We start from the raw sequence: 21,401 nt of genomic DNA, 5'->3' as shown, positions 1-21,401 counted from the left end.
CGATGTACAAACCGCAAGGAGCACGACAATGCCACAGTCCCCCATGCCCTTCTTCTGGTACGAGCTGATGACCACCGATCTCGACGCCGCCGAGGCGTTTTACACCTCCGTGGTGGGCTGGAGGGGGCAGCCTTTCGAAGGGGCCCAGGGCATGCCGCGCTATATCGTCATGAATGTCGGCGAGCGCGGCGTCGGCGGGATGATGACGCTGCCCGATGACGCGCGCAAGATGGGCATGCCGCCGGCCTGGGTCGGTTATATCCTCACCAGGGACATCGATGCCGCAACGGCCTCCCTCAAGAAGGCTGGTGGCGCGGTTCACCGCGAGCCCGACGACATTCCTGGCGTCGGCCGCTTCGCCGTCGTTGCAGACCCGCAAGGCGCGATGTTCAACTTCCTGCAGCCCAGCGGCCCCGACCAGCCGCCGCTACCGTTGGCGACCCCCGGCAACATCGGCTGGCATGAGCTCTACACGTCAGACTGGAAGGCGGCGTTCGATTTCTATTCCAGCCAGTTCGGCTGGGAGAAGGGCGACGCCATGGATATGGGTCCGATGGGCGTCTACCAGCTTTTCGCCTTCGGCGGCGAGCTCGTTGGCGGCATGATGAACAAGCCCGAGCAGATCCCGGCGCCGGTCTGGCAGTTCTATTTCAACGTGCCCGGCATCGACGCGGCAGCCAAGCGCGTCACCGACAATGGCGGCAAGATCCTGATGGGTCCGATGGAGGTCCCCGGCGGCAGCTGGATCGTACAGTGCACGGATCCGCAAGGCGCCCATTTCGCGCTAATGGCACCGACGCGGTAACAGGCCGCGCCAATTGCGGGGCCGCCATCGTGCGGCCCCAAGGCTGCAGCACGCCTCACGACTCACTCACCGACAGTTGAATGAAGGCCGGACTATGTGAATGGTCCGGCCTTTGGCGATGACCTATGGCCGGGCTAGGTGAAAATGGAGTCGTAGATGAAGCTTTTCGAAGGCCTCGCCGGATATCAACCGTTCGCCCTTGCCGCCTTGCGCATCATGACGGCGCTGCAGTTCATTGAGCACGGCACCCAGAAACTGTTCAATTTCCCCGTCGGCGACCATGCCGGCGCCCTGAGCGCGCTATCGCTGACCGCGGCCATCCTGGAATTCGGAGGCGGCATCCTGCTGGTATTGGGGCTTTTCACCAGGCCGGTGGCATTCCTTCTCAGCGGCGAGATGGCGATCGCCTATTTCATGGCGCACATGCCGCAGAGCTTCTTCCCGGTCAACAATGGCGGCGATGCGGCAATATCGTTCTGCTTCATCTTCCTCTATCTGGTGTTCGCCGGCGCCGGCGCCCTGGCGCTGGATAACCGCCGGGTTTCGTAATTGACCGTCTCCCGGCCGTGGGCCCGCTGCCTCCGGCAGCTCCCCGGCGTTCGGAACCTTTCGCCGTGCCACCGGCACGGCGAATTCGCTGTGCGAACCGGTTCCTCACCCTCTCATCCGTTCGAAATTCGCGTCGAACAGCGGGGTCGGCTGCATGCGCGCGGCGTGGCGTTTGCCCAGAAGCTCAATCTCGAAACCGTAGGCCTCGTCGGCGATCTCTTTCGGCACATAACCGATGGCGACAGATTTTTTGGAATGATGTGCGTAGCCGCCGGACGTGACCCAGCCGCGCACGGCGCCGCCATACCAGATTGGCTCGTCGCCGATGACGTCGGCATCGGCAGCATCGACGACAAAGGCCCGCAGCCGCAGTCTGCCGCCTTGCTTGCGCTCGGCCAGCGCCGCCTGCTTGCCGATGAAATCGGCCTGCTTGCCGTAGGCGACGAAGCGGTCGAGGCCGGCCTCCAGCGGCCCATAGATCGGCCGGTATTCGCGCGCCCATGAGCCGTAATTCTTCTCGAGCCGCAGCGCATTGAGCGCGCGCGAGCCGAACAGGCCGATGCCGAATTCCTCGCCCGCCGCCATCAGCGCCTGATAGGCGGCACGCTGATATTCCGGCGCCACCCAGATTTCGTAGCCGAGGTCGCCGGTGTAGCTGACGCGCCCGACCAGGCACGGCGCCATGCCGATATCCATCCTGCTGATGGCCATGAATGGAAAGGCCGTATTCGACACGTCAGATCGTGTGACCTTTTCAAGAAGCTTCCGCGCGCTCGGCCCGGCGATCGATAAGCCGGTGAGTTTTGCTCCCAGCGCCTCGATGCTGACAGAGCCGTCCTCCGGCAGATGCGCTTCGAACCAGCGCATATGGTACTGCTCGGCGACGCCGGAGCCTGCCAGGAACCAATCGTCACTTTTAGAATTGCCGAGATTGGCCAGCGTGAAATCGCCGATCAGCCTGCCGTCTTCCTTCAGCATCGGCGCCAGCGTCATGCGGCCGGATTTCGGCAGCTTGCAGGCAAGCAAGCGGTCGAGCCAGGCCGCAGCGCCCTCGCCGGTTACCCTGTATTTGGCGAATGACGAGATTTCCGACAGACCAACGCCTTGCCGAACCGTCTCCACTTCTTTCGCGACATGCTCGAAATCACTCGAGCGGCGCCAGGAGAATTCGTCCTTGACCCCTTCGGGCGCGTACCACAGCGGCACCTCCAGCCCATAGGCGACCCCCCATTGCGAGCCCTTCGCCGACAACAGATCGTAGACCGGTGTCGTCTTGAGCGGCCGGCCGGCCGGTAATTCCTCGTTTGGGAAGCGGATCGAAAACCGCCGCGAATAGTTTTCGCGCACCTTGGCGTTGGTGTAGGCCATTGTGGCCCAGTCGCCGTAGCGCGAAACGTCCATCGCCCAGATATCCGCGCCGGGATCGCCTTCGATCATCCAGTTCGACAGCGCCAGCCCGACGCCGCCGCCCTGCGAGAACCCCGCCATGACACCACAGGCCACCCAGAACCCCGGCAGGCCGCGCACCGGCCCGACCAGCGGATTGCCGTCCGGCGCAAAGGTGAAGGGTCCGTTGATGATCTGCTTGATGCCGGTGTTCTGGAACGCCGGGAAATGCCGGAACCCGACCTCCAGCGACGGTGCGATGCGGTCGATGTCGGGTTCGAGCAGTTCGTGGCCGAAACTCCATGGCGTCTGGAACTCGGACCATGGCTTGTTGGCCTTTTCGTAAGTGCCCATCAGCATGCCGCCGCGCTCCTGGCGCAGATACAGCTCGCCGTCGAAATCGACTGCATGGATGATCTCCGTACCAGTCTTCTGGTTCCAGGCGGCGACTTCCGGCATGTCCTCGGTGATCAGGTACATGTGCTCCATCGCCAGCACCGGCAGCTCCAGCCCGACCATGCGGCCGACCTCACGCGCCCACAGGCCGCCGGCGTTGACGACATGCTCGGCCACCACCTCACCCTTGTTGGTGATGACACGCCACAACCCGTCGGCGCGCCGCACGATGTCCTCGACCTTGGTGAAACGCTCGACCTCGGCACCAAGCTTCCTCGCGGCCTTGGCGTAGGCGTGGGTGACGCCGGAGGGGTCGAGATGACCGTCCTCCTTGTTGCGAACGGCGCCGACGAACTGCTTGGGGTCGAGCAACGGCATCAGCTCGGCCGCCTCATCAGGCGATATCTCCTCGAGCTCGATGCCGAGATAGCGGCCCTTGGCGACGACGCCGCGCAGCCAGTCGAGGCGCGCCTCGGTCGCCGCCAGCAAGACGCCGCCAGTCAGATGCACGCCGGTCGCCTGGCCGGACAGTTCCTCGATCTCCTTGTAGAGCGAGATTGTGTATTTCTGCAGCTTGGCGACATTGGGATCGCCATTGATGGTGTGCATGCCGCCGGCGGCGTGCCAGGTCGAGCCGGAGGTCAATTCATTGCGCTCCAGGAGCACGATGTCGGTCCAGCCGTGACGGGCCAGATGGAACAGCACGGAGCACCCGACAACGCCACCGCCGATAACCACGACCTTTGCATGCGATTTCATGGGATTCTCTCTGACGTCAACGAGTTGGATGGGAACGATGAATTCGGGGAGGAGCCCCACGAGCGCGAGCCTTCGATCATCACGGCTCGCTTTGCCCGATCGCTTCCTTGCGCTTGGCCACGTATGCCTCCAGCGCTTCGCGCCTGGAGATTTCCATCACCGGCTCGACATAGTCCTCCAGCGCCTTCTTCCACAGCCGCGTCGCCCGCGCCGTGGCATCGAGCCCGCCAGCCTCCTGCCAGGCCTCGAAATTTTGCCAGTTGGACAGCATCGGCTGGTAGAAGGCTGTGGCGTAGCGCTCCAGCGTGTGCGGCTCGCCGAAGAAGTGGCCGCCGGTCGGAACCGCACCCAGAGCCTCGACAGCAAGCTCGGCCTCGTTGACCTCGATCGGGCGCAAAAACTCCATCATGTGCTGGATCATCTCGACATCGATGATGAACTTTTCGAACGACGCTGTCAGTCCGCCCTCTTGCCAGCCGGCGGCATGGTAGACGAGGTTGCCATGGCCGAGCACCGCGCCCCACAGCGCCATCAGCGTCTCATAGGCGCCTTGCGCGTCGGCGGCATTGGAAGCCGAGCCCGGCGTTGTGCGATAAGGCAGGTTGTAACGCCGCGCCAACTGTCCGGACGCGATATTCGCCTTGGTGTTTTCAGGCGTGCCGAACGCCGGCGCTCCCGATTTCATATCGACATTGGAGGTGAAGGCGCCATACATCACCGGCGCGCCGGGGCGGACGAGCTGCGTCAGCACCACGCCGAACAGCGCCTCGGCATTCTGCTGGGCGAGCGCGCCGGCAAGCGTCACCGGGCTCATCGCCCCCATCAGTGTGAACGGTGTTACCGCGACCGACTGGCCGAACTCGGCCATGGTCATCAGCCCCTCGGCCATCATCTCGTCGAAGCGGCGCGGCGAATTGACCGAGATGATGGTGGTGACGCCGGGATCGTCGCGCATCTCGTCAAGCGTCAGTCCGCGCGCGATTGCCATCATCTCGATGCCGTCGAGCGCCCTGCCGCGGCCGATGGCCGAGACGTGAAAGCTTTTGTCGGTCAGTGTCAGATTGGCGAAATAGGTGTCGAGATGACGGGAATTCGCCGGCAGTTCTACCGGCGCGCAGACCTGGTTGCCTAGCATGTGGATGCAGTTGAAATGCTGCGCCAGCCGGACGAGGTCGGAATAATCGCGCAAATTGCCGGCACGGCGGCCGCGCTCCATGTCGTGCACATTCGGCGGCCCGGCGACGAGGGTGAAGTTGATGGTGTTGCCGCCGAGGTGGACGGCATGGGCGGGATTGCGCGGCGTAAGCATATAGCTGGACTGTGTCGTCTTCAGCGCTTCCTCGACCATGCCGCGATCGATGCGGACGTTCATCGTGGCATGATCGACCTTGGCCCCGGCCTTCTCGAACAGCGACAGCGCCCGCGGGCTCATCACCTCGATGCCGAAATTCTCCAAGATATGCATCGACGCCTGGTGGATCGCCTCGATCTGGTCGGCCGAGAGCATCGCCATCGGCGGATAAGGGTTTGTCACCCGCCTGAGCGGCAGTTGCGGGATGGCGGTCGGTCCCCTGTTGCTGGTTCGCTCGGCGCCGCGCTTGCGTCTTGGTTCGATCATGCGGCGCATCAAAGCGCCGGCACGAGGATCGAGCTGTCAGAAATCCGCCATTTGCGGGCGTGATTTTAGCCAAGGCGGCATTCTTGGCAGTCATCCACTATGAAAGCGACGAAACAGGTCGAAATATCGACAATTGATCCGCTGGCCGGCAGAGATGGCGAGCGTTAAGAAACGCCGCAAGATTCCTTTTATGTTTTCGGCCTAATGCTCTTCCGATGCGTAGGTCGAGTTTTAGTAAAATTGTAGCGATTGCCGTGCCGCTGACGCTTTCGGCCTGCGCGACGCCGCCGAACCACATCAACGATGTCTGCGCCGTTTTCGACCAGAATGACGGCTGGTTCGACAATTGGCAGGCGGCGGCACAACGCGCCGAGCAGAAATACGGTGTGCCGGTTCCCGTGCTGATGGCGACGGTGCGCAAGGAGTCCGGCTTCAAGAGCAACGCCAGGCCGCCGCGCACCAAGCTGCTGGGCTTCATTCCCTGGAAACATATCTCCAGCGCCACCGGCTTCTCGCAGGCGCTCGACGGCACCTGGGCGCAATACCAGAACGAGACCGGCAGCTGGGCGGCGCGCCGCACCCGCTTTGCCGATGCCGTCGATTTCGTCGGCTGGTACCATTCCAAGACCGCCGAGACCCTCGGCGTCGCCCGCAACGACACCTACAATCTGTATCTCGCCTACTATCTCGGCTGGAATGCCTATAAGCGCGGCAATCGCGGCGACGCCGACGTGCAGCGCTATGCGCATGCCACCGAACAGATGGCGCAGGACTACGCCGCGCAGCTACGGCAATGCGCGCCCTAGCCTATTAACGGCTCTCAGCCGCCCTTGGGTTTGCGCGGCTTGCGCGTGGCGTCCTCGGCCTGGCGGCCGTCGCCGACAGTCGGCGGCATGATTGGTGCCACCGGGCTGTCGGCAGAGCTTGAGGTGCCGGTCTCTGAAACCTCGTCGCGAACCTCGTGACGGCGGGCTTTGGCGACCGCTTCGGCATTCTCCACTGCCTGGCCCTCGGCATCGGCTTCAACGCTGCCAGTCTTGCCATGCGGGCGCTTGGGCGGATCTCCGGCAAAGCCCGGGCCAACACCGTGGTTTGCATCATCCGGCACGCCCTCATTCGCGGCGTGCTCCTTGTCGAATTTGATCACCGGCTCCATTTTCGCCAGCACGTCGTCGGACAGCCAGCACAAGCTCATATGGCCGTCGCCGAGATTTTTGACTGGCGGCACCGTGGTTTCGCAAAGGTTGTCCGGCACCAGTGTCTTGTAGCCGCAGCGCGTCTGGAACGGACAGCCGGACGGCGGGTTCATCGCCGAAGGGATGTCGCCCTCCAGCACGATGTGCTTCTTGACCACGCTTGTGTCGGCGATCGGGATCGCCGACAGCAATGCCTCGGTATAGGGGTGATAGGGCGGCGCGAATATCTGGTCGGTCGTGCCTTGCTCAACGATATAGCCGAGATACATGACGACGACGCGGTCGGCGATGTAGCGCACCACCGACAGATCGTGGCTGATGAACAGCATCGTCGTCCTGTTCTTGCGCTGGATGTCCATCAAGAGCTCGGTCACCGCGGCCTGGACCGACACATCCAGTGCCGAGACCGGCTCGTCGGCCACCACCACCTTGGCGTCGCCGGCAAAGGCACGCGCAACGCCGATGCGCTGTTTCTGGCCGCCTGAAAGCTGGCGCGGCTTGCGCGACTCGAACGCCCTCGGCAGCTTCACCAGGTCGAGCAATTCCAGCATCCGCTTGCGGCGGTCGGCCACCGTGTCGCCGACATTGAACTTTTCCAGCGTACGGATGATCTGCGAACCGACCGAATGGCTGGGATTGAGCGTGTCGAACGGATTTTGGAACACCATCTGGATCGATGACACCGTGTCGACGCTGCGCTTCTCGATCCCGGTCGACTGGATCTCCTTATTGCCGAGCTTGACGCGGCCGGAGCTTGCCGTTTCGAGGCCGAGCAGCACCTTGGCCAGGGTCGATTTTCCGCAGCCGGATTCGCCGACGATAGCGACGGTCTCGGATTCGCGCGCCATGAACGAGATCGTCTCATTGGCCTTGACGACACGGCCCTCGCTCGAGCCGAACACTTCGCTGCCGCCGACCTTGTAGTACTTCCGGAGGTCTTCGATCTGGAGCACCGGCGCACCGGGCACCACCCGCTCGTTGACCTTCTTGGCGCCGGGTGGCAGCGCCTCCCAGTCGATCTCGTTGAAGCGCACACAGCGCGAGAAATGCCCGTCATGGCCTTCGACCGCGATCATCGGAATTTCGGCGGCGTTGCAGACGCCCTCGACGAAATGGTGGCAGCGCGGGCCGAAATTGCAGCCCTTCGGCCGCTCGTGCGGCAGCGGCAACTGCCCCGGGATCGAGATCAGCGGCCGCGAATTCTTGTCGGCGCCGGGCAGCGGGATCGAGCGGAACAGGCCTTGCGTGTAGGGATGGCGCATCCGGTCGAAGACGTCCTTGATCTTGCCGGTCTCCACCGCTTCGCCCGAATACATCACCGTAATGCGGTCGCAGGTCTCCAGGATCAGCCCGAGATTGTGCGATACGAAGATCATCGAGGTGCCGAACTTCTCGCCCAGCCCCTTGACCAGGTCGACGATGCCGGCTTCCACCGTCACGTCGAGCGCTGTCGTCGGCTCGTCGAGCAGGAGCAGCGCCGGCTTCGACAGCAGCGCCATGGCAATGACGATGCGCTGCTGCTGGCCGCCCGAAAGCTGGTGCGGATAGGAACGCATCATGCGTTCGGGATCCGGCAGCTTCACCGCGCGCACCATTTCCAAGGCGCGTTTATAAGCTTCGTCCTTCGACACCTTGTCGTGGATCAGTGGCACTTCCATCAGCTGCTGGCCGACCTTCATTGCCGGGTTCAGACTGGCCATCGGCTCCTGGTAGATCATCGCGATCTTGTTGCCGCGGATGGCGCGCAGTTCCTCGTCGGACAGTTCTCCCATGTCCTTGCCCTGGAACTTGATCTTTCCGCCGACGATCTTTCCGATGTTGGAGAGGTCGCGCATGATGCCGAGCGACACGGTCGACTTGCCGCAACCGGATTCGCCGACAATGCCCATTGCCTCGCCGGGCATGACCGTGCAGGAAAAATCCATGACCGCCGGGATCTCGCCCTTGCGGGTGAAGAAGGAGATCGACAGGTTCTCGATCTCGATGATCGGCCCATTGGTCGGGCCATTGGTCGGCTTGGCGGGATTTCGAACTGCCTCATTCATGGGTCGCTCCAATCCTTGTTCTTCAGGCACGTCGGGCCGAACCCGGCATCGGTCTTCCCAGCGTCAATCTTTCCCGGCATCAATCTTTCCCGGCATCAATCTTTCATAGACTGTTCGCGCAGCGAATCCGCCAGGAGGTTGAGGCCGAGCACGAACGACATCAACGCGATCGTCGGCGGCAGCGCCGGGTGGATGAAGGAGCGCAGCAGCCGGCTTGCATCCTTGATCGCCGTGCCCCAGTCCGGGCTTTCCGGCGCTAGTCCCAGCCCGAAATAGCCGAGCGTGCCGAGCAGGATCGTAGTGTAGCCGATGCGCAGGCAGGCGTCGACGATCAGCGGCCCGCGCGCATTGGGCAATATCTCCCACAGCATGATGTACCAGGGCGATTCACCGCGCGTTTGAGCCGCCGCAACATAGTCGCGCGTTTTGATGTCCATGACCAGGCCGCGCACGATGCGGAACACGCCCGGGCTGGAGGCGAACACCACCGCCACGAAGATGTTGAGCTGGTTGGGATCGATGTGGATGATTTTGAACGGATCGGCATCGAAGACAAGGCCGGCATAGATCCAGCCGCCAAGCACCAACGTCAGGCCAAGCAGGATATAGAGGCGGTCGGGACGGTTCTTGTAGCGCGTCCAGAACAACACACTGAAGAAGATGATCGGAAACAGGAAGAACAGCCCTGCCATCGCGTAGGGGATCGGCGTGTCCATGATGCCCGGCGTCACCAGCAGGTAGAACAGCAGGATCACCGGGAAGGCCAGCACAAGGTTTGCGAGGAAGGACAGCACCGTATCGATCCTGCCGCCATAATAGCCGGCCGGCAGGCCGAGCGTAATACCGACCATCAGCGCAAAACCGGTCGCCGCCGGCGCGATGATCAGCACGATCTGGCTGCCATAGACCATGCGGGAGAACACGTCGCGGGCGAGCTTGTCGCCGCCGAAATAGTATATAAGTTTCGACGCCGGCTCGATCGCGCCCGGCAGCGCGTCCTTCATGATCGGCACCTGGGCAAGCGGATCGAAGGGCGAGATGGTCGACGCGAAGATCGCCGTAAACAGCCAGAACAGGCAGATGCCAACGCCGACGATGCCGACGCCGCTGTCGAAAAGCTGGCCGTAAAGGCCTAGTTTCTTCTTGTAGCCGAAGCTCGCTCCCATCACCAGGGCGAGAGCGATCCAGACCGGCCAGAAGCGGGCAAGCACGCCGAGTACGACGTTGAGGGCGCTGAGATATTCGACCTGCATCCGCCCGGTCTCCTATTGAACTCTGATGCGCGGATTGAGGAACGCGTAGCCGACATCGGAGATGAGCTGTGTGATCAGGACGATAAACACCGAGACCAGTGAACAGCCGAGCAGAAGATCGATGTCGTTGTTGCCGGCAGCCTCGACCAGCGTGTAGCCGAAACCCTGGTAGCGGAACATCACCTCGACGATAACGACACCGGTGAGCAGCCAGGGAAACTGCAGCATGATGACCGTGAACGGTGCGATCAGCGCATTGCGCAGAGCGTGCTTTATCACCACGCTGCCGAAGGAGAGGCCCTTCAGCCGGGCGGTTCGGATATATTGCTGTGTCATCACCTCCACCATCGAGGCGCGGGTCATGCGGGCGATGTAGCCGATGCCGTAGATCGCCAGCGTCATTACCGGCAAGGTGAAATTGTAGAAGGTGATGCCCTGGCTGGCCGAGGCCGCCGAACCGTTCAGCACGCCGAGCCAGGAGGCGAAGATCACGGTGAAGATGACGCCCGAAACGTATTCGGGCGTCGCCGTCGAGGCGATCGAAGCCACCGACAATGTACGGTCGGTGCGTGAGCCCTCGCGCATGCCGGCGAGAATGCCGATCAAAAGCGAGACCGGCACCATCACGGCCAGCACGCAGAGCATCAGGATGCCGGTGGCGCTGAGCGCCGGGAAGAGTTTCGAAGCGACCGTCGTCTTGAACTTCGTCGAGCAACCGAAATCGCCTTGCAGGATGCCGGAGAATGTCGGCACGACCGGATCGTTGCAGAAGGAGAAACGCTGTGCGGGCTTGCCGGTCGCCGGGTCGGTCACCGGCTGCTTTGGCATGATGCCCAGCCATTGGCCGTAGCGGACAAAGAAATTCTGCCGATAGCCATGGTTGACCAGCCAGGCCTCAAGCTGCTCGGCGGATGTGTGCATTTCGGTCTGGCTGATCGCCAGCTTCTTCAGATTGGGCCCGAGATTGACCAGGAAGAAGACGATCATCGTCAGGCACAGCATCGTCAATGCCATGGTGCCGAGACGCCTGATAACGAAAGAAAGCATGGCGGTCCCCTGCCGGTCGGGTTGGGGGTTGGAACCGGTTTGCAAGCCGCCCTGCCGCCACGGCAGAACAAGCCTTCAGACCAGTCCCAGATGCAATACCCTTTTTATTGCAGACCCCGGCCGAAGAGTCCGCAACTTTTTGCTGCGCCGACTTCCGGTCCATGGATCATGCAAAGAGCGACGGAAAGGGGCGAGACGCCCCTTTCCGGATCGTCCGGTCAGGCCTGCTCGAGCCAGACCTTGCCATAGTCGCGCTCGAAGGTCGGGTGCATCTTGTAGTTCTGCACCGCCTTGACCGAATGGCTGTAGAGCTTGCGCCAATAAGGCTGGATGATAATGCCGGAATCCTGCAGGATCTGCTCGATGTCCTTCATCATTTCCTTGCGCTTGGCGGCGTCGGCGACTGCGAGCGCAGCATTGAGCTTGGCATCCCACTCCGGATTCGACCAGGCCGTCTCGTTCCAGGCTTCACCTGTGCGATAGCCGATCGCCAGAACCTGGACGCCGAGCGGCCGCATGTTCCAGTTGGTCATCGACAGCGGATACTTCGTCCAGTCGTTCCAGAAGGTCGAACCCGGCAGCACGGTACGCTTCACCTTGATGCCGGCGTCGCGCATCTGCGCGGCGATCGCATCGCCTGTATTCTTGTGCCAGTCCTCGTCGACCGTGATCAGCTCGTGCTCGAAATCGGCCTGGCCGGCTTCCGCCATCAGCGCCTTCGCCTTTGCCGGGTCGCGAGCAATCTTCGGCAGTTCGTAGTATTCCGGATGGATCGGGGCGACATGGTGGTTTTCGGCAACCGTGCCGGCATTGCCGTAGCCGAGCTGGAGGACGACATTGTTGTCGACCGCGAGTTGCAGGGCGTTGCGAACCTTCTGGTCGCCATAAGGCTTGTTGGTTACATTGGTGCGGCAGACGATCGTCGAGGCGGTGACGATCTCCGACTTCACCAGGTCCATGCCGTCGAGGATCGACACATAGTCGGCCGACGTCTCGAAATTGGTGTGTACCTCGCCTGCTTCGAAGGCGCTGACCATGGCCGCCGGATCGGTGCCGTAGTCGATGAACTCGATGCCGTCGAGGAAGACGTCACCATCCCACCATTTGTTATCTTCGCGGCGCTTGTAGACCACTTTCTGGCCGACATCGTAGGAGACCAGCTCGAACGGCCCAGTGCCGATCGGGCAAGACTTGAAGTCGCCGCCTTTTTCATCGAACGTCTTGTGGACGATGAGGCCGGGATAGTCGCACACGTTGGGAATGAGGGCGATATCCGGCTTGCTGAGCGTCAGCTTGATCGTGTGGTCGTCGACCTTGGTCACGGCGCTCTCATCCAGCTTGTCGTCCTTGACCAGCGAACCGAGGCGACCCGGCATGGAATTGCCTTCTGCCTTCTTGTCGGCCCAACGCTTGAGGTTGAAGATGACGTCGTCTGCGGTGAACGGATCGCCGTTGTTCCAGGTGACGCCTTTGCGCACATGCAGCGTGTATTCGGTAGCGTCGTCATTCACGTCCCAGCTCTCCAGCAGATAGGGGCGGAATGTGTATTCGGTGGTATATTTGACCAGCGGCTCGAGCGCCTGGCGCTCGGCATTGGCGATTTCCGACCAGTCGGCCTTGCGCGGATCCTTCGGATCCTTGATCCATTGCGCGACCTTCAACACGCCGCCTTTCTTGCCCTGGACCTCTTCCGCCTTGGCCGGCGTCGGGTCTGCAAGGCCAAGCATGCCATAGGCCATCGCCGTCGAAGCTCCGAAGACGCTGGCGAGAGCCAGAAATTCGCGACGATCCATCTTGCCTGCCTTGGCGTCTTCGGCCATGGCCAGGATGTGATCGGGAACGCGGTCGCCGTTACTCTTGTAGATCGTCATGACTAACTCCCATTGTTGGCTTTCTGCCTTTTAACATTCCGCATCCGCGCCATGATGTCAAAGACGGCACGGATTGGGAACATGCCAAGGAATGTGCAACTTTGAAAGCAGGCCGGTTCGCGCGATAGCGACAGTCTTGGCGCAAATTTGCTACTGCGCCAGGGATTTCGCCCGAAATCTCCACGGGCAATTAAACCGGGACATTCGCTGCTACGCCGCTCGTTCTTCGGGCGACCAGTTGTTCTGCCCGAACGCCCGGTTTCAATATTCACGTTCGTAGAAAACACCGCCTTTGGCTTCGCCGGCGTCGGTTGCCTCGCCACGCAGCTTGACGCCGCGCCCAACGTCGAGATCGACGGTTGCCTTGCCCGAGCCCGGCCTGTCGCCCTTCTGGATCGTCACGTAAGTGCGGTCGTTGAGATATTTGCCCGCCGAGACGGCGGTGCCGCCCTCTTCGTCGGTGATCACGTCGAGGTCGTCGACGCCGATCGCGCTGCGCAGGTTCTGCAGCAGGGAGGTCGAGCCGCCGATGCCGGCCAGTTGTCCGGCAGCCTCGGCAAGCTGAGCGATCTGCAGCGGCGACAGGTTCGACATCGAACGGCCGAAGATCAGCTGCGCCAGCACCTCGTCCTCCGGCAGCGCCGGTACCGAGGAGAAGGTGAATTTCGGGTTGGTCGCCTCGCCCGACACCACGATGGTCACGGTGGCGCTGGTCGTCTTCGATTGCGCAGTGAGATTGAGGTAGGGCACCAGAGAGCCGGAAAAACCGACCGTGCCTTCGGTGAAGGTCAGCCGCTTGGCAAGGATCGTCAGCCGCCCTCGCCGCAAGGTGAAGGTGCCGACCGCCTGGGGTGACGATGCCGGGCCGGTCAGCCGCAGCGACCCGCCGAGTTCGGCGTCGACGCCCCTGCCCTGGATGAAGATCTGGCTCGGCGCATTGACCGTGACGTCGAGAATGAGGCCGCTGCCGCCGCCACCGCTGCTTGCAGCGGCCGGGCGCAACGCCTTGTCCTGCGCACGCACGGCGGCCGGCGCATTCTTGTGCTTTACGTTGAGCTCGGCCAGCGAGCCGGGCAGCTTTTCGGGTACGGTGATGACGGTCTTGGCCAGGTTGATGGTACCGGAAATCACCGGCGCGGAGGTGAGTGGTCCCTTGACGGTCAGGTCGCCGCCAAGATTGGCGGTGACCACCTTGCCGTCGGTATAGCGGCCGTCGACGAGCTTGATCGACAGATCGGCCGGAAAACCCTTAGCCGGATCGATGCCGACGGTGCCGCTGGCCGAAAGGCTGCCGCGCGTCGACAGCGTGCCGGTCAGGCGATTGATCCTTGCCACGCCGCCACCGACGGCGACATCGGCAGTGATGTCGTTGATCGCAAGCCCCGAACGCGCGTCGAGCAGGCGGGCGCCTGACGTGCGGACCGTGCCTGAGATCACCGGCGACGTCGCCGGGCCGCGCACCTGTATATCGACGTCGGCCGTGCCGCTCAAGGACAAGCCTTGTGCGGCGAGTGTCCTGGTGAGGAAGGCGAACGGCACCTTGCCGGAAAAGTTGAGATCAAGGGTGGGCGCGCCTGATGTCGTCATCGTGCCGCCGCCCTTGAGGCCAAGGCCGGCGGCATCGCTCATGTTGGCGTCGAAGGTCAGTCTGCTGCCCGAATACGTACCTGAGGATGAAACGCCCATGGCGCCGAAGCCTGCACCACGGGTCTGCGACGTCTGAACGCCTGCTGCATCGATCTTGAAGGCAACGGCCGGATTGGCCGGCGCACCCGTCACCTTCACCGTGCCCGAGATGGAACCGGCGGCATCGAGGCCCGGCGAAAAACTGTTGGCTATCGAGATCGGGACGCGGGCCAGCGTCGCGTTGAGGTCGAGCGCCTGCCCAGCTTTGCCCGTGACCGTCGCCGTGCCGCCGCCGAGGTTGAGCACCAGCCTGTCGAGACTGGGCACTCCATTGGCGATGTTGATGGTCGAGGCCTGGGCGATAGCCGCTTTGATGCCGCGGATGGTCGCCTCGCCGGAGGCAAGTTCGACCGTCGTCGTGCCCTTGACCGCCTTGACCCGCCCACCGGCTTTCAGCGGAATATCCTTGACGGTGGCGCCACCGGAAAAACCGGTCCATTCGCCGTCGCGCTTCAGATCGACGTCGACGCCACGGATAACCGTGCCGCCGGAGGTGACGCTGTCGGCACGGATTTTGCCCGAGATCACTGGTGCCGCCAGATAGTTGGCGATCAGCGCATCGATGGTCACGGCCTTGGCCGAGACATCGCCGCGCGAGATCGAGCCCGTCATCGCCTTGACGGCGACCTGCGGCACGGCGCCAGCCTTGGAGAAGGCGATAGTGCCGCGCACATCGCCATCGGCCTTTTCCAGTGCCAGGGCAGCAAGCGGACCGATATCGGGCAGGTCAAGTGCCACCGTGCCGACCGGGACGAAGGCATCGTCAAGCGCCAGGTCGCCGGAAATACGGTTCTTGCCCAGCGACAGCAAAAGCCCGTTGATGGCGCGTTTGCCGTCGGATGTCGCCAGCACGGCGCTGCCCTGCAGCGGTTGACCCGCGACGTTTCCGGTGAGTTGCACATTCGCAGCCGGGTTGGCGGCATCAGCCTTGCCGGTGGCAGTGAGCTTCAGGCCAGTGATCTCGCGCGCCGCGACCGAAAGCCTGTCGCTGTTGACAGTCAGGGACAGATCCGGCGCAGTGCTGGCGCCTTGCGCATTCAGCGCGAAAGAGATGGCGCCTTTGGCGTCCTTGGATACCAGCGAGACGTCGCCCAGCGCGCCTTTGACGTCGGCGCTGAGCTTGTTGGCGGCAAGGCTCGCCTGCCCGTCTGCCGTCAGCGAACCGGACGACAGCCTGACGGCGTTGGCGGTGACATTGCCGTTGGCGTCTCGCTTCAGCGCGGCACTGAGTTGTGTTCGCGCGGCGAGCACGCCACGTACCGCCGCCGGCAGCGCCGCCGACGCGGCATCCGCCTTGAGATTTAGATCGATGGCGCCGTCGGCCAGCGAGACCCGCCCGTTGAAGCCGCTGTTCAACGCGTCGCTGGTCACTGTGCCGCTATCGATGATGACAGCGTCGGCGGCAAGGCTGCCGGCGAGTTTGGCAGTGACCTTGCCGGCGATCAGCGGTGCGACTGTCGGATTGTCGATGCCGATTTTTTCAGCGGTCACGGTGCCGGAGATCGGCCCGCTCCGGGCTTTCACGTCGAAGCGATCGGAGTGCAGCGCAAGCGTGATGCCCTCGACCTTAGCCAGATTGGTGGCGGCCGATGGCAGCGTCGCGGAGATGTCGAGCTTCGGCTGCGTGCCCTGCCCGGCCGCCTTTAGCGATATCGCCTGCAGCTCGAGCTTGATCGGACTTGCCTTGCTGCCGAACGACAGCGGCAGGCTCGGACCGGTCGAGGCGAGGTCGAGCGAGAAATCGCTGGCGCCGTTCGGATTGATGGTGCCGGCTGCTTTGCCGGAGATTTTCTCGCCGGCAAGCGTCGCCTGCTCGATGGCCAGGCCGCTGACCGACGAGAAGCGGCCTGCCGCATCGAGATCGAGCGGCCCGAGCCCGGCCCGCCGGGTCTGGTTGGTTTCGGCGCCGCTGAGCCGGGCCTTGAAACGGATGTCGGGGGCAGCCGACGATCCCGTGACCTGCGCGGTGCCGCTGAGCGCGCCCACGGCATCGAGACCCGGTGAGAAATCATTGGCAAGCGCTGCCGGCACCGCCGACAAGGTGGCAGCGAGATCGAGCGTCTGGCCAGCCGTACCCGACACGGCAACCGAACCGCCGCCGACACCGAGCGCCAGGTTCTCAATGCTCACGATGCCATTGGCGATTGTCAGCGCCGACGGCTGTGCGATCGCTGCCTTGATGCCGCGGATGATTGCCTCGCCCGAGGCAAGCTCGATGCTGGTGATGCCGTTCGCGATCCTGACCCGCCCGGCCGCGCTGGCCGGAATGCCGGCGACCGTGGCGCCGCCGCTAAAGCCGGTCCAGTCGCCGTCGCGCTTCAGGTCGACATCGATGCCGCTGATCACCGTGGATCCCGAGGTGATCGTGTCGGCCTTGACCTTGCCGGCGATCGCCGGGGCTTTGAGATAATTGGCGACCAGCGCGTTGACGGCGATTGTCTTCGCCGCCAGTTCGCCGCGCGAAATCGCGGTGCTCGTCGCATCGATCGCGACCGTCGGTGCTCCATTGTCGTTGGCGAAGCGGATCGTGCCACGCACGTCGCCCGCAACCGTTTGGCCGGCAAGTCTGGCCAGCGGGGCAATATCGGCGGCATCGAGGGCCAACGTGCCGAGCGGCAGCAGGTTGTCGTCGAGCCCGAGGTCGCCGGAGACCTTGTTGTCGGCCAGCGAGACGGCAAGTCCATTGATGGAGCGCTTTCCGTCGGTCGTGACCAGCGATGCCTTGAGGTCGAGCGGCTGGTCGTCGACCGAGCCGGTCAGCGAGACATCGGCGGCGGGACTGGCGATATCGGCCTTGCCGCGCGCGCTCAGCTTGATCTGCTTCACCGCATGGCCGGACGCCGTCAGGCTGTCGCTGCTGGCCGAAACCGAGAAGTCAGGCGCGGTGCGCGCACCGCTTGCGGTCAGCGCGAAATCGACTGCGCCGCCGACCTTCGCGCCAACCAGCGGCGACAGCACCGACACGTCGCCGAGCGTTCCTTTGATATCGGCTCGGATATCGGTGCCCTTCGCGCTGGCGGTGCCGCTGGCTTTGAGCGTGCCGGAGGTGAGCTGCAATGCATTGGCGGCAAACGCACCGTCCGGGTCGCGGGTCGCGGTTGCGGAAAACTGCACGCGCTGGCCGAGAACCGAACTGATCTGCGGCGGCAGCGCCGTCGAAGCCGCGTCGGCATTCATCTTGAGCGTCATCGACAGATCGGCCAGCACCACGGTGGCCGTTACGGACGCATTGAGCGCGTCGCTGCGCAGCGTGCCTTGGTCGACGACGACCTGGTCCTTGCTGACGGAGCCGGCGAGACCGGCGCTGACCCTGCCCGTTATCAGCGGCGCCAACGTCGCAACGTCGGTGTTCAGGCCGGCCGCCGTCAGCTTGATGGTGACAGGCCCGCTACGGTTCTGGATGTCGAAACCATCCGAATGCACTTGCCCGATCAGGTCGTCCACCCGCGTGCCGCCCGCCACCACCGAGACCAGCGACGCGCCGATATCGACCATCGGCGCCTTGCCATCGCCGAAAGCGCGGGCCGTGGCGTCCTTGATCGCCACGGTTATCGGCTGCGCCTCGCTGCCGAGACTAAGCACGATCGGCGGCCCCTTTGCGGCGAGCTTAACGGAAAGATCGCTGGCACCGTTCGGATCGACAGTGCCGGCGGCCGTCGCGTGCACGGCATCGCTGTCGATATTAGCGCGCTCCACGTCGACGCCGCCGGCCGCGGTCGCTGTGCCGGCGAGGTCGAAGCTGGTCTTGCCGGCAAACAGCGGCTTCAGATTTTCGGGCAGGAAGCGCTCGAACTCGCCGTCACCCTTGGCCTCGACATAATGACCCTTGTTCGTGAGCTGATGACGACCGGTAAGCTGGGTGACGATCCGGCGATCGACGACAAAGGTCCCGATGCCATTCCAGTTGGCGAGCGGTCCGGTGCCGGAAACGACAATCTCGACCGGCGGCGCGCCCGGCAGCTTGAGCAGGTTGGCGATGATGCCGCCGGCCGGCTCGGATGCCCTCAAGTCGAGGTCGAGCTTGTTGTCGGCCGGCGCGAATTGGGCTTTGGCGTCGACCGTGCCTTGCTTGCCGTCATGGCGAACGATGTTGAGATTGGTCTCGATAGCCAACGGCGAGGCATCCGCCTTGAGCGCTCCCTTGGCTGCGAGCTCGGCAACACCGCTGCCGGCCAGAGCCTGCCCGAGTGCGATTTCGGGAAGGTCGAGCTGCTTGACATCGATGGAAACCGGCAGCGTGGTCGCCCCGCTTTGGCGCGGCTGTGTATTGGCCACCGGCAGCCTTGCCAACTCGATACGCTCGGCCCCAATGCGATCGGCGCTGAAGCTCTTCGACAGGAGTGCCAGCGGCGACCAGTCGACGGCCACCTTGCGCGCCACCATCCAGGCGCCTTCGCGATCCTCCAGAACGACATGATCGACCCTCAGCGCGCCCGACCAGATACCGTCGATGCCGACGACAGTGACCTTGCGATCACCGGTCGAGGCCATGGTCGAGATGATGCCGGCAAGGTTTTCGCGGCCGCGCTCGGTTTTGGTCAGCACGACGAGCGCCCCCACCGCCGCTGCCACAACGATGAGCAGCGTGTAGAAAAGGATACGAAGGATGCGCCTGAATATTGCCATCAGAATGCCTGGCCGATGCCGGCATAAATGCCGAAATGAGGATCGTCGGGGCCGCGGTTGAGCGGCACTGCCGCGTCGATGCGCAGCGGCCCGAACGCCGTCAGATAGCGCAAGCCTACACCCGCGCCGACCTTTATGTCCGAAAAATCGGGGACTTGCCTGGTCGACACCGTGCCGGCATCGACGAACGGCACAACGCCGATCTTGTCGGTGACGGCGATGCGCATCTCGACCGAGGTCTCGAAGAAGGAAAGCCCGCCGATCGGCTCTCCATTGCTGTCCTTCGGGCCGATGCCTTGATAGGCATAGCCGCGCACCGAACCGCCGCCGCCTGAGTAGAAGCGTCGATCCGCCGGAACATCTTGAAGACTGGCGCCGATGATCGAGCCGATGGCGACACGTTCGGCGAAAACGAATTTCGAGGCCGAATCGAGCGACTGGTAGGCCGACCCCTCGCCCTTCAGCTTGACGAAGGCAGCCCCGCTCAAAATGTCGTAGCTCGGCTCGGCATAGGCCAGCACCCTGAAGCCCCGGGTCGGATTGAGCTTGCTGTCGCGATTGTCGTAGACATATTGCAGCGGAATGCTGGCGATCAGATAGGTGTGCTTGCCGAAAGCGTCGTGGATTCTCGAATAATCAAGCGCGACTTGCGCGGAAACCGTCTGCTTCTTGTCCAGTTCGTAGGATAGGCCGGTGCTGCCCTTGACCGAGAAATGGTCATAGGCGTCGGGGTGCTCCAGCACGGCATTGACGCTGGCAATGAATTTCGACGCCGGCCCGACCACGCCCGGCTTCTCGAACATGACGCCGGCATTGTAATTGAGCTGGGTCAAGTCGTTGCTGCCGATGCCGCTGATCTTGCCGTCGATGCGCAGCTTTTCGGCGCGGCCAAACAGATTGCGATGCCCCCAATAGCCTTCGAGGCCCAGCCCTTCGGTGTTTGAGAAGCTGCCGCCAATGCCGAAATAGCGCGGCTTGCGTTCGCTGACCTGGACACCGATCGGGACGTTGCCCTCGGCGTCGAGGGCGTCGGCTTCCTTCACCGTCACGCTGTTGAAGACCTCGAGGCCGAGCAGCCGGTCGCGTGCATCGTCGATCTCATCGGGCGAATACTGGCGGCCACGCTTCAGGCCGGTCATATATTCGGTGAAGTCGCGGTCGACCTTTTCGGTGCCCTCGACAGTGGTGTCGCCATAGCCGGCGACCGGGCCGGCCGCGACGGTGAGCGTCACGTCGAGCGTCGAACCGGCGTGCTCGGCCACGATCTCGCGGCCCGTCACCTTGGCCAGCGGCCTGCCTTCTTGCTTGAGTGCCCGCACGATCGCCGCCTCGGCTTTGAGCACGGCGCCCGAACTGGCGTCACCGCCGGCGATCAGACCGAAATCGGCACTTGCCAGCCCCGCTGCATCGCCTTTCAGTCTGATGTTGCCAAGCGTGAATTTCGGCCCGGCCGCTATGCTTATCACCACCGGAATCGGCTGCGGGCCGGAAAACTCGGCATCGGGCGGCAGATCGTCGAGCGGCTTGCCCTGAATAGTGATGGTGACGACACCCTCGTAGCGGGCGTCCGCGTAGAGCGCGGCGACAAGTTGCTCACGGTCGCTGCGCGCCTTGGCCAAAAGACCCAGCGAACCTGATACCGGGTGTTCCTCGTCGGCTTTCAGCGCCGAGGCGTTTTCGAGCTTCTCGGCGAGATCCTTGTCAGCGTCGGGCGTCTCGATCGTCACGGCATAACGCAGCGGGTCGACGATGTCGGCATCTTCGTCCTTCGACGATCCCCATAGCTTGATGCCGAAAATCTCGAAGGCTGCCGCATTTCCGGTCTCGACAATAAGTGCCGCCGAGCACAGCAAGGCGAAAAGCAGGGCGCGCGAAAGCGCGCGCCGTGGCGCGGTTCCTCCCGACATCTGCCTTTTATACGCCGGCATTACGCTCCTAGCCTAGCTCGCAAACCTAAAATTGGAATGAAGTTCTGAAGCACTCGTAAAGGGGCCACAATCCAATTGCTGAAATAGACGGGGCTTGAAACTCACACCTTCTGCGTCGCCGCAAGAAAGCGTGATCCCCTGTCCTATGGAGCTACTACCGGTCATCGGCCGGAAAGCAAACCGTTGGCAGGCGGATCCTGCCGCGTCCTGATGTTGACAAGCGCGACTGAAGCTTG

11 protein-coding genes are annotated in these 21,401 nt (G+C 63.2%); 3 read left to right on the top strand and 8 right to left on the bottom strand.

Features of this window, described 5'->3' with window-relative positions; genetic code table 11:
- Positions 1-28 precede the first annotated feature (28 nt).
- Positions 29-805, top strand: a complete 777-nt coding sequence (locus NKH78_RS11150) for a VOC family protein (RefSeq protein WP_352503183.1) — start codon at positions 29-31, stop codon at positions 803-805.
- 156 nt (positions 806-961) lie between these two features.
- Entirely contained in the window at positions 962-1,354 is a 393-nt protein-coding gene (locus NKH78_RS11145) for a DoxX family protein (protein WP_352882895.1), read from the top strand.
- A gap of 105 nt (positions 1,355-1,459) precedes the next feature.
- Here the strand turns inward: NKH78_RS11145 and NKH78_RS11140 are convergent, their stop codons facing one another.
- Together NKH78_RS11140 and NKH78_RS11135 are read right to left on the bottom strand one after the other, a co-directional pair.
- Entirely contained in the window at positions 1,460-3,895 is a 2,436-nt protein-coding gene (locus NKH78_RS11140; RefSeq protein WP_352703413.1) for a GcvT family protein, read from the bottom strand.
- A gap of 79 nt (positions 3,896-3,974) precedes the next feature.
- A complete protein-coding gene (locus tag NKH78_RS11135; RefSeq protein ID WP_352703411.1) occupies positions 3,975-5,513 on the bottom strand; it encodes a trimethylamine methyltransferase family protein in 1,539 nt (512 codons plus the stop codon).
- Between the two features lie 215 nt (positions 5,514-5,728).
- On the opposite strand from NKH78_RS11135, the gene NKH78_RS11130 reads away from it, so the two are divergent.
- Complete coding sequence (locus tag NKH78_RS11130) at positions 5,729-6,319, top strand: transglycosylase SLT domain-containing protein (RefSeq protein ID WP_352740674.1); 591 nt, start codon at positions 5,729-5,731, stop codon at positions 6,317-6,319.
- Between the two features lie 14 nt (positions 6,320-6,333).
- Here NKH78_RS11130 and NKH78_RS11125 read toward each other — a convergent pair whose 3' ends face one another.
- The 6 genes from NKH78_RS11125 to NKH78_RS11100 all read right to left on the bottom strand — a co-directional run bounded on the left by NKH78_RS11125 (position 6,334) and on the right by NKH78_RS11100 (position 21,165).
- On the bottom strand, positions 6,334-8,754 hold the full coding sequence (locus tag NKH78_RS11125; protein ID WP_352740672.1) for a dipeptide ABC transporter ATP-binding protein: 2,421 nt from the start codon (positions 8,752-8,754) through the stop codon (positions 6,334-6,336).
- A gap of 95 nt (positions 8,755-8,849) precedes the next feature.
- Entirely contained in the window at positions 8,850-10,007 is a 1,158-nt protein-coding gene (locus tag NKH78_RS11120) for an ABC transporter permease (protein WP_352475425.1), read from the bottom strand.
- 12 nt (positions 10,008-10,019) lie between these two features.
- Complete coding sequence (locus NKH78_RS11115) at positions 10,020-11,054, bottom strand: ABC transporter permease (RefSeq protein WP_352475426.1); 1,035 nt, start codon at positions 11,052-11,054, stop codon at positions 10,020-10,022.
- 218 nt (positions 11,055-11,272) lie between these two features.
- A complete protein-coding gene (locus tag NKH78_RS11110) occupies positions 11,273-12,925 on the bottom strand; it encodes an ABC transporter substrate-binding protein (protein WP_352740670.1) in 1,653 nt (550 codons plus the stop codon).
- A 261-nt stretch (positions 12,926-13,186) separates the two neighbouring features.
- Positions 13,187-19,237 (bottom strand): translocation/assembly module TamB domain-containing protein, encoded by a 6,051-nt coding sequence (locus tag NKH78_RS11105; RefSeq protein WP_352740668.1) that lies wholly within the window; start codon positions 19,235-19,237, stop codon positions 13,187-13,189.
- Positions 19,237-21,165 carry an autotransporter assembly complex protein TamA gene (locus tag NKH78_RS11100; RefSeq protein ID WP_352740666.1) on the bottom strand — a complete coding sequence of 643 codons (1,929 nt, stop codon included), beginning with the start codon at positions 21,163-21,165 and terminating at the stop codon, positions 19,237-19,239. Before NKH78_RS11100 ends, NKH78_RS11105 begins: the two co-directional genes overlap by 1 nt.
- Positions 21,166-21,401: the final 236 nt, after the last annotated feature.

Source organism: Mesorhizobium sp. M0910 (assembly GCF_040319465.1).
GTDB lineage: Bacteria > Pseudomonadota > Alphaproteobacteria > Rhizobiales > Rhizobiaceae > Mesorhizobium.
Note: the sequence above shows the minus strand (reverse complement) of the source record. Positions and strands in the feature narration are given on the sequence as shown.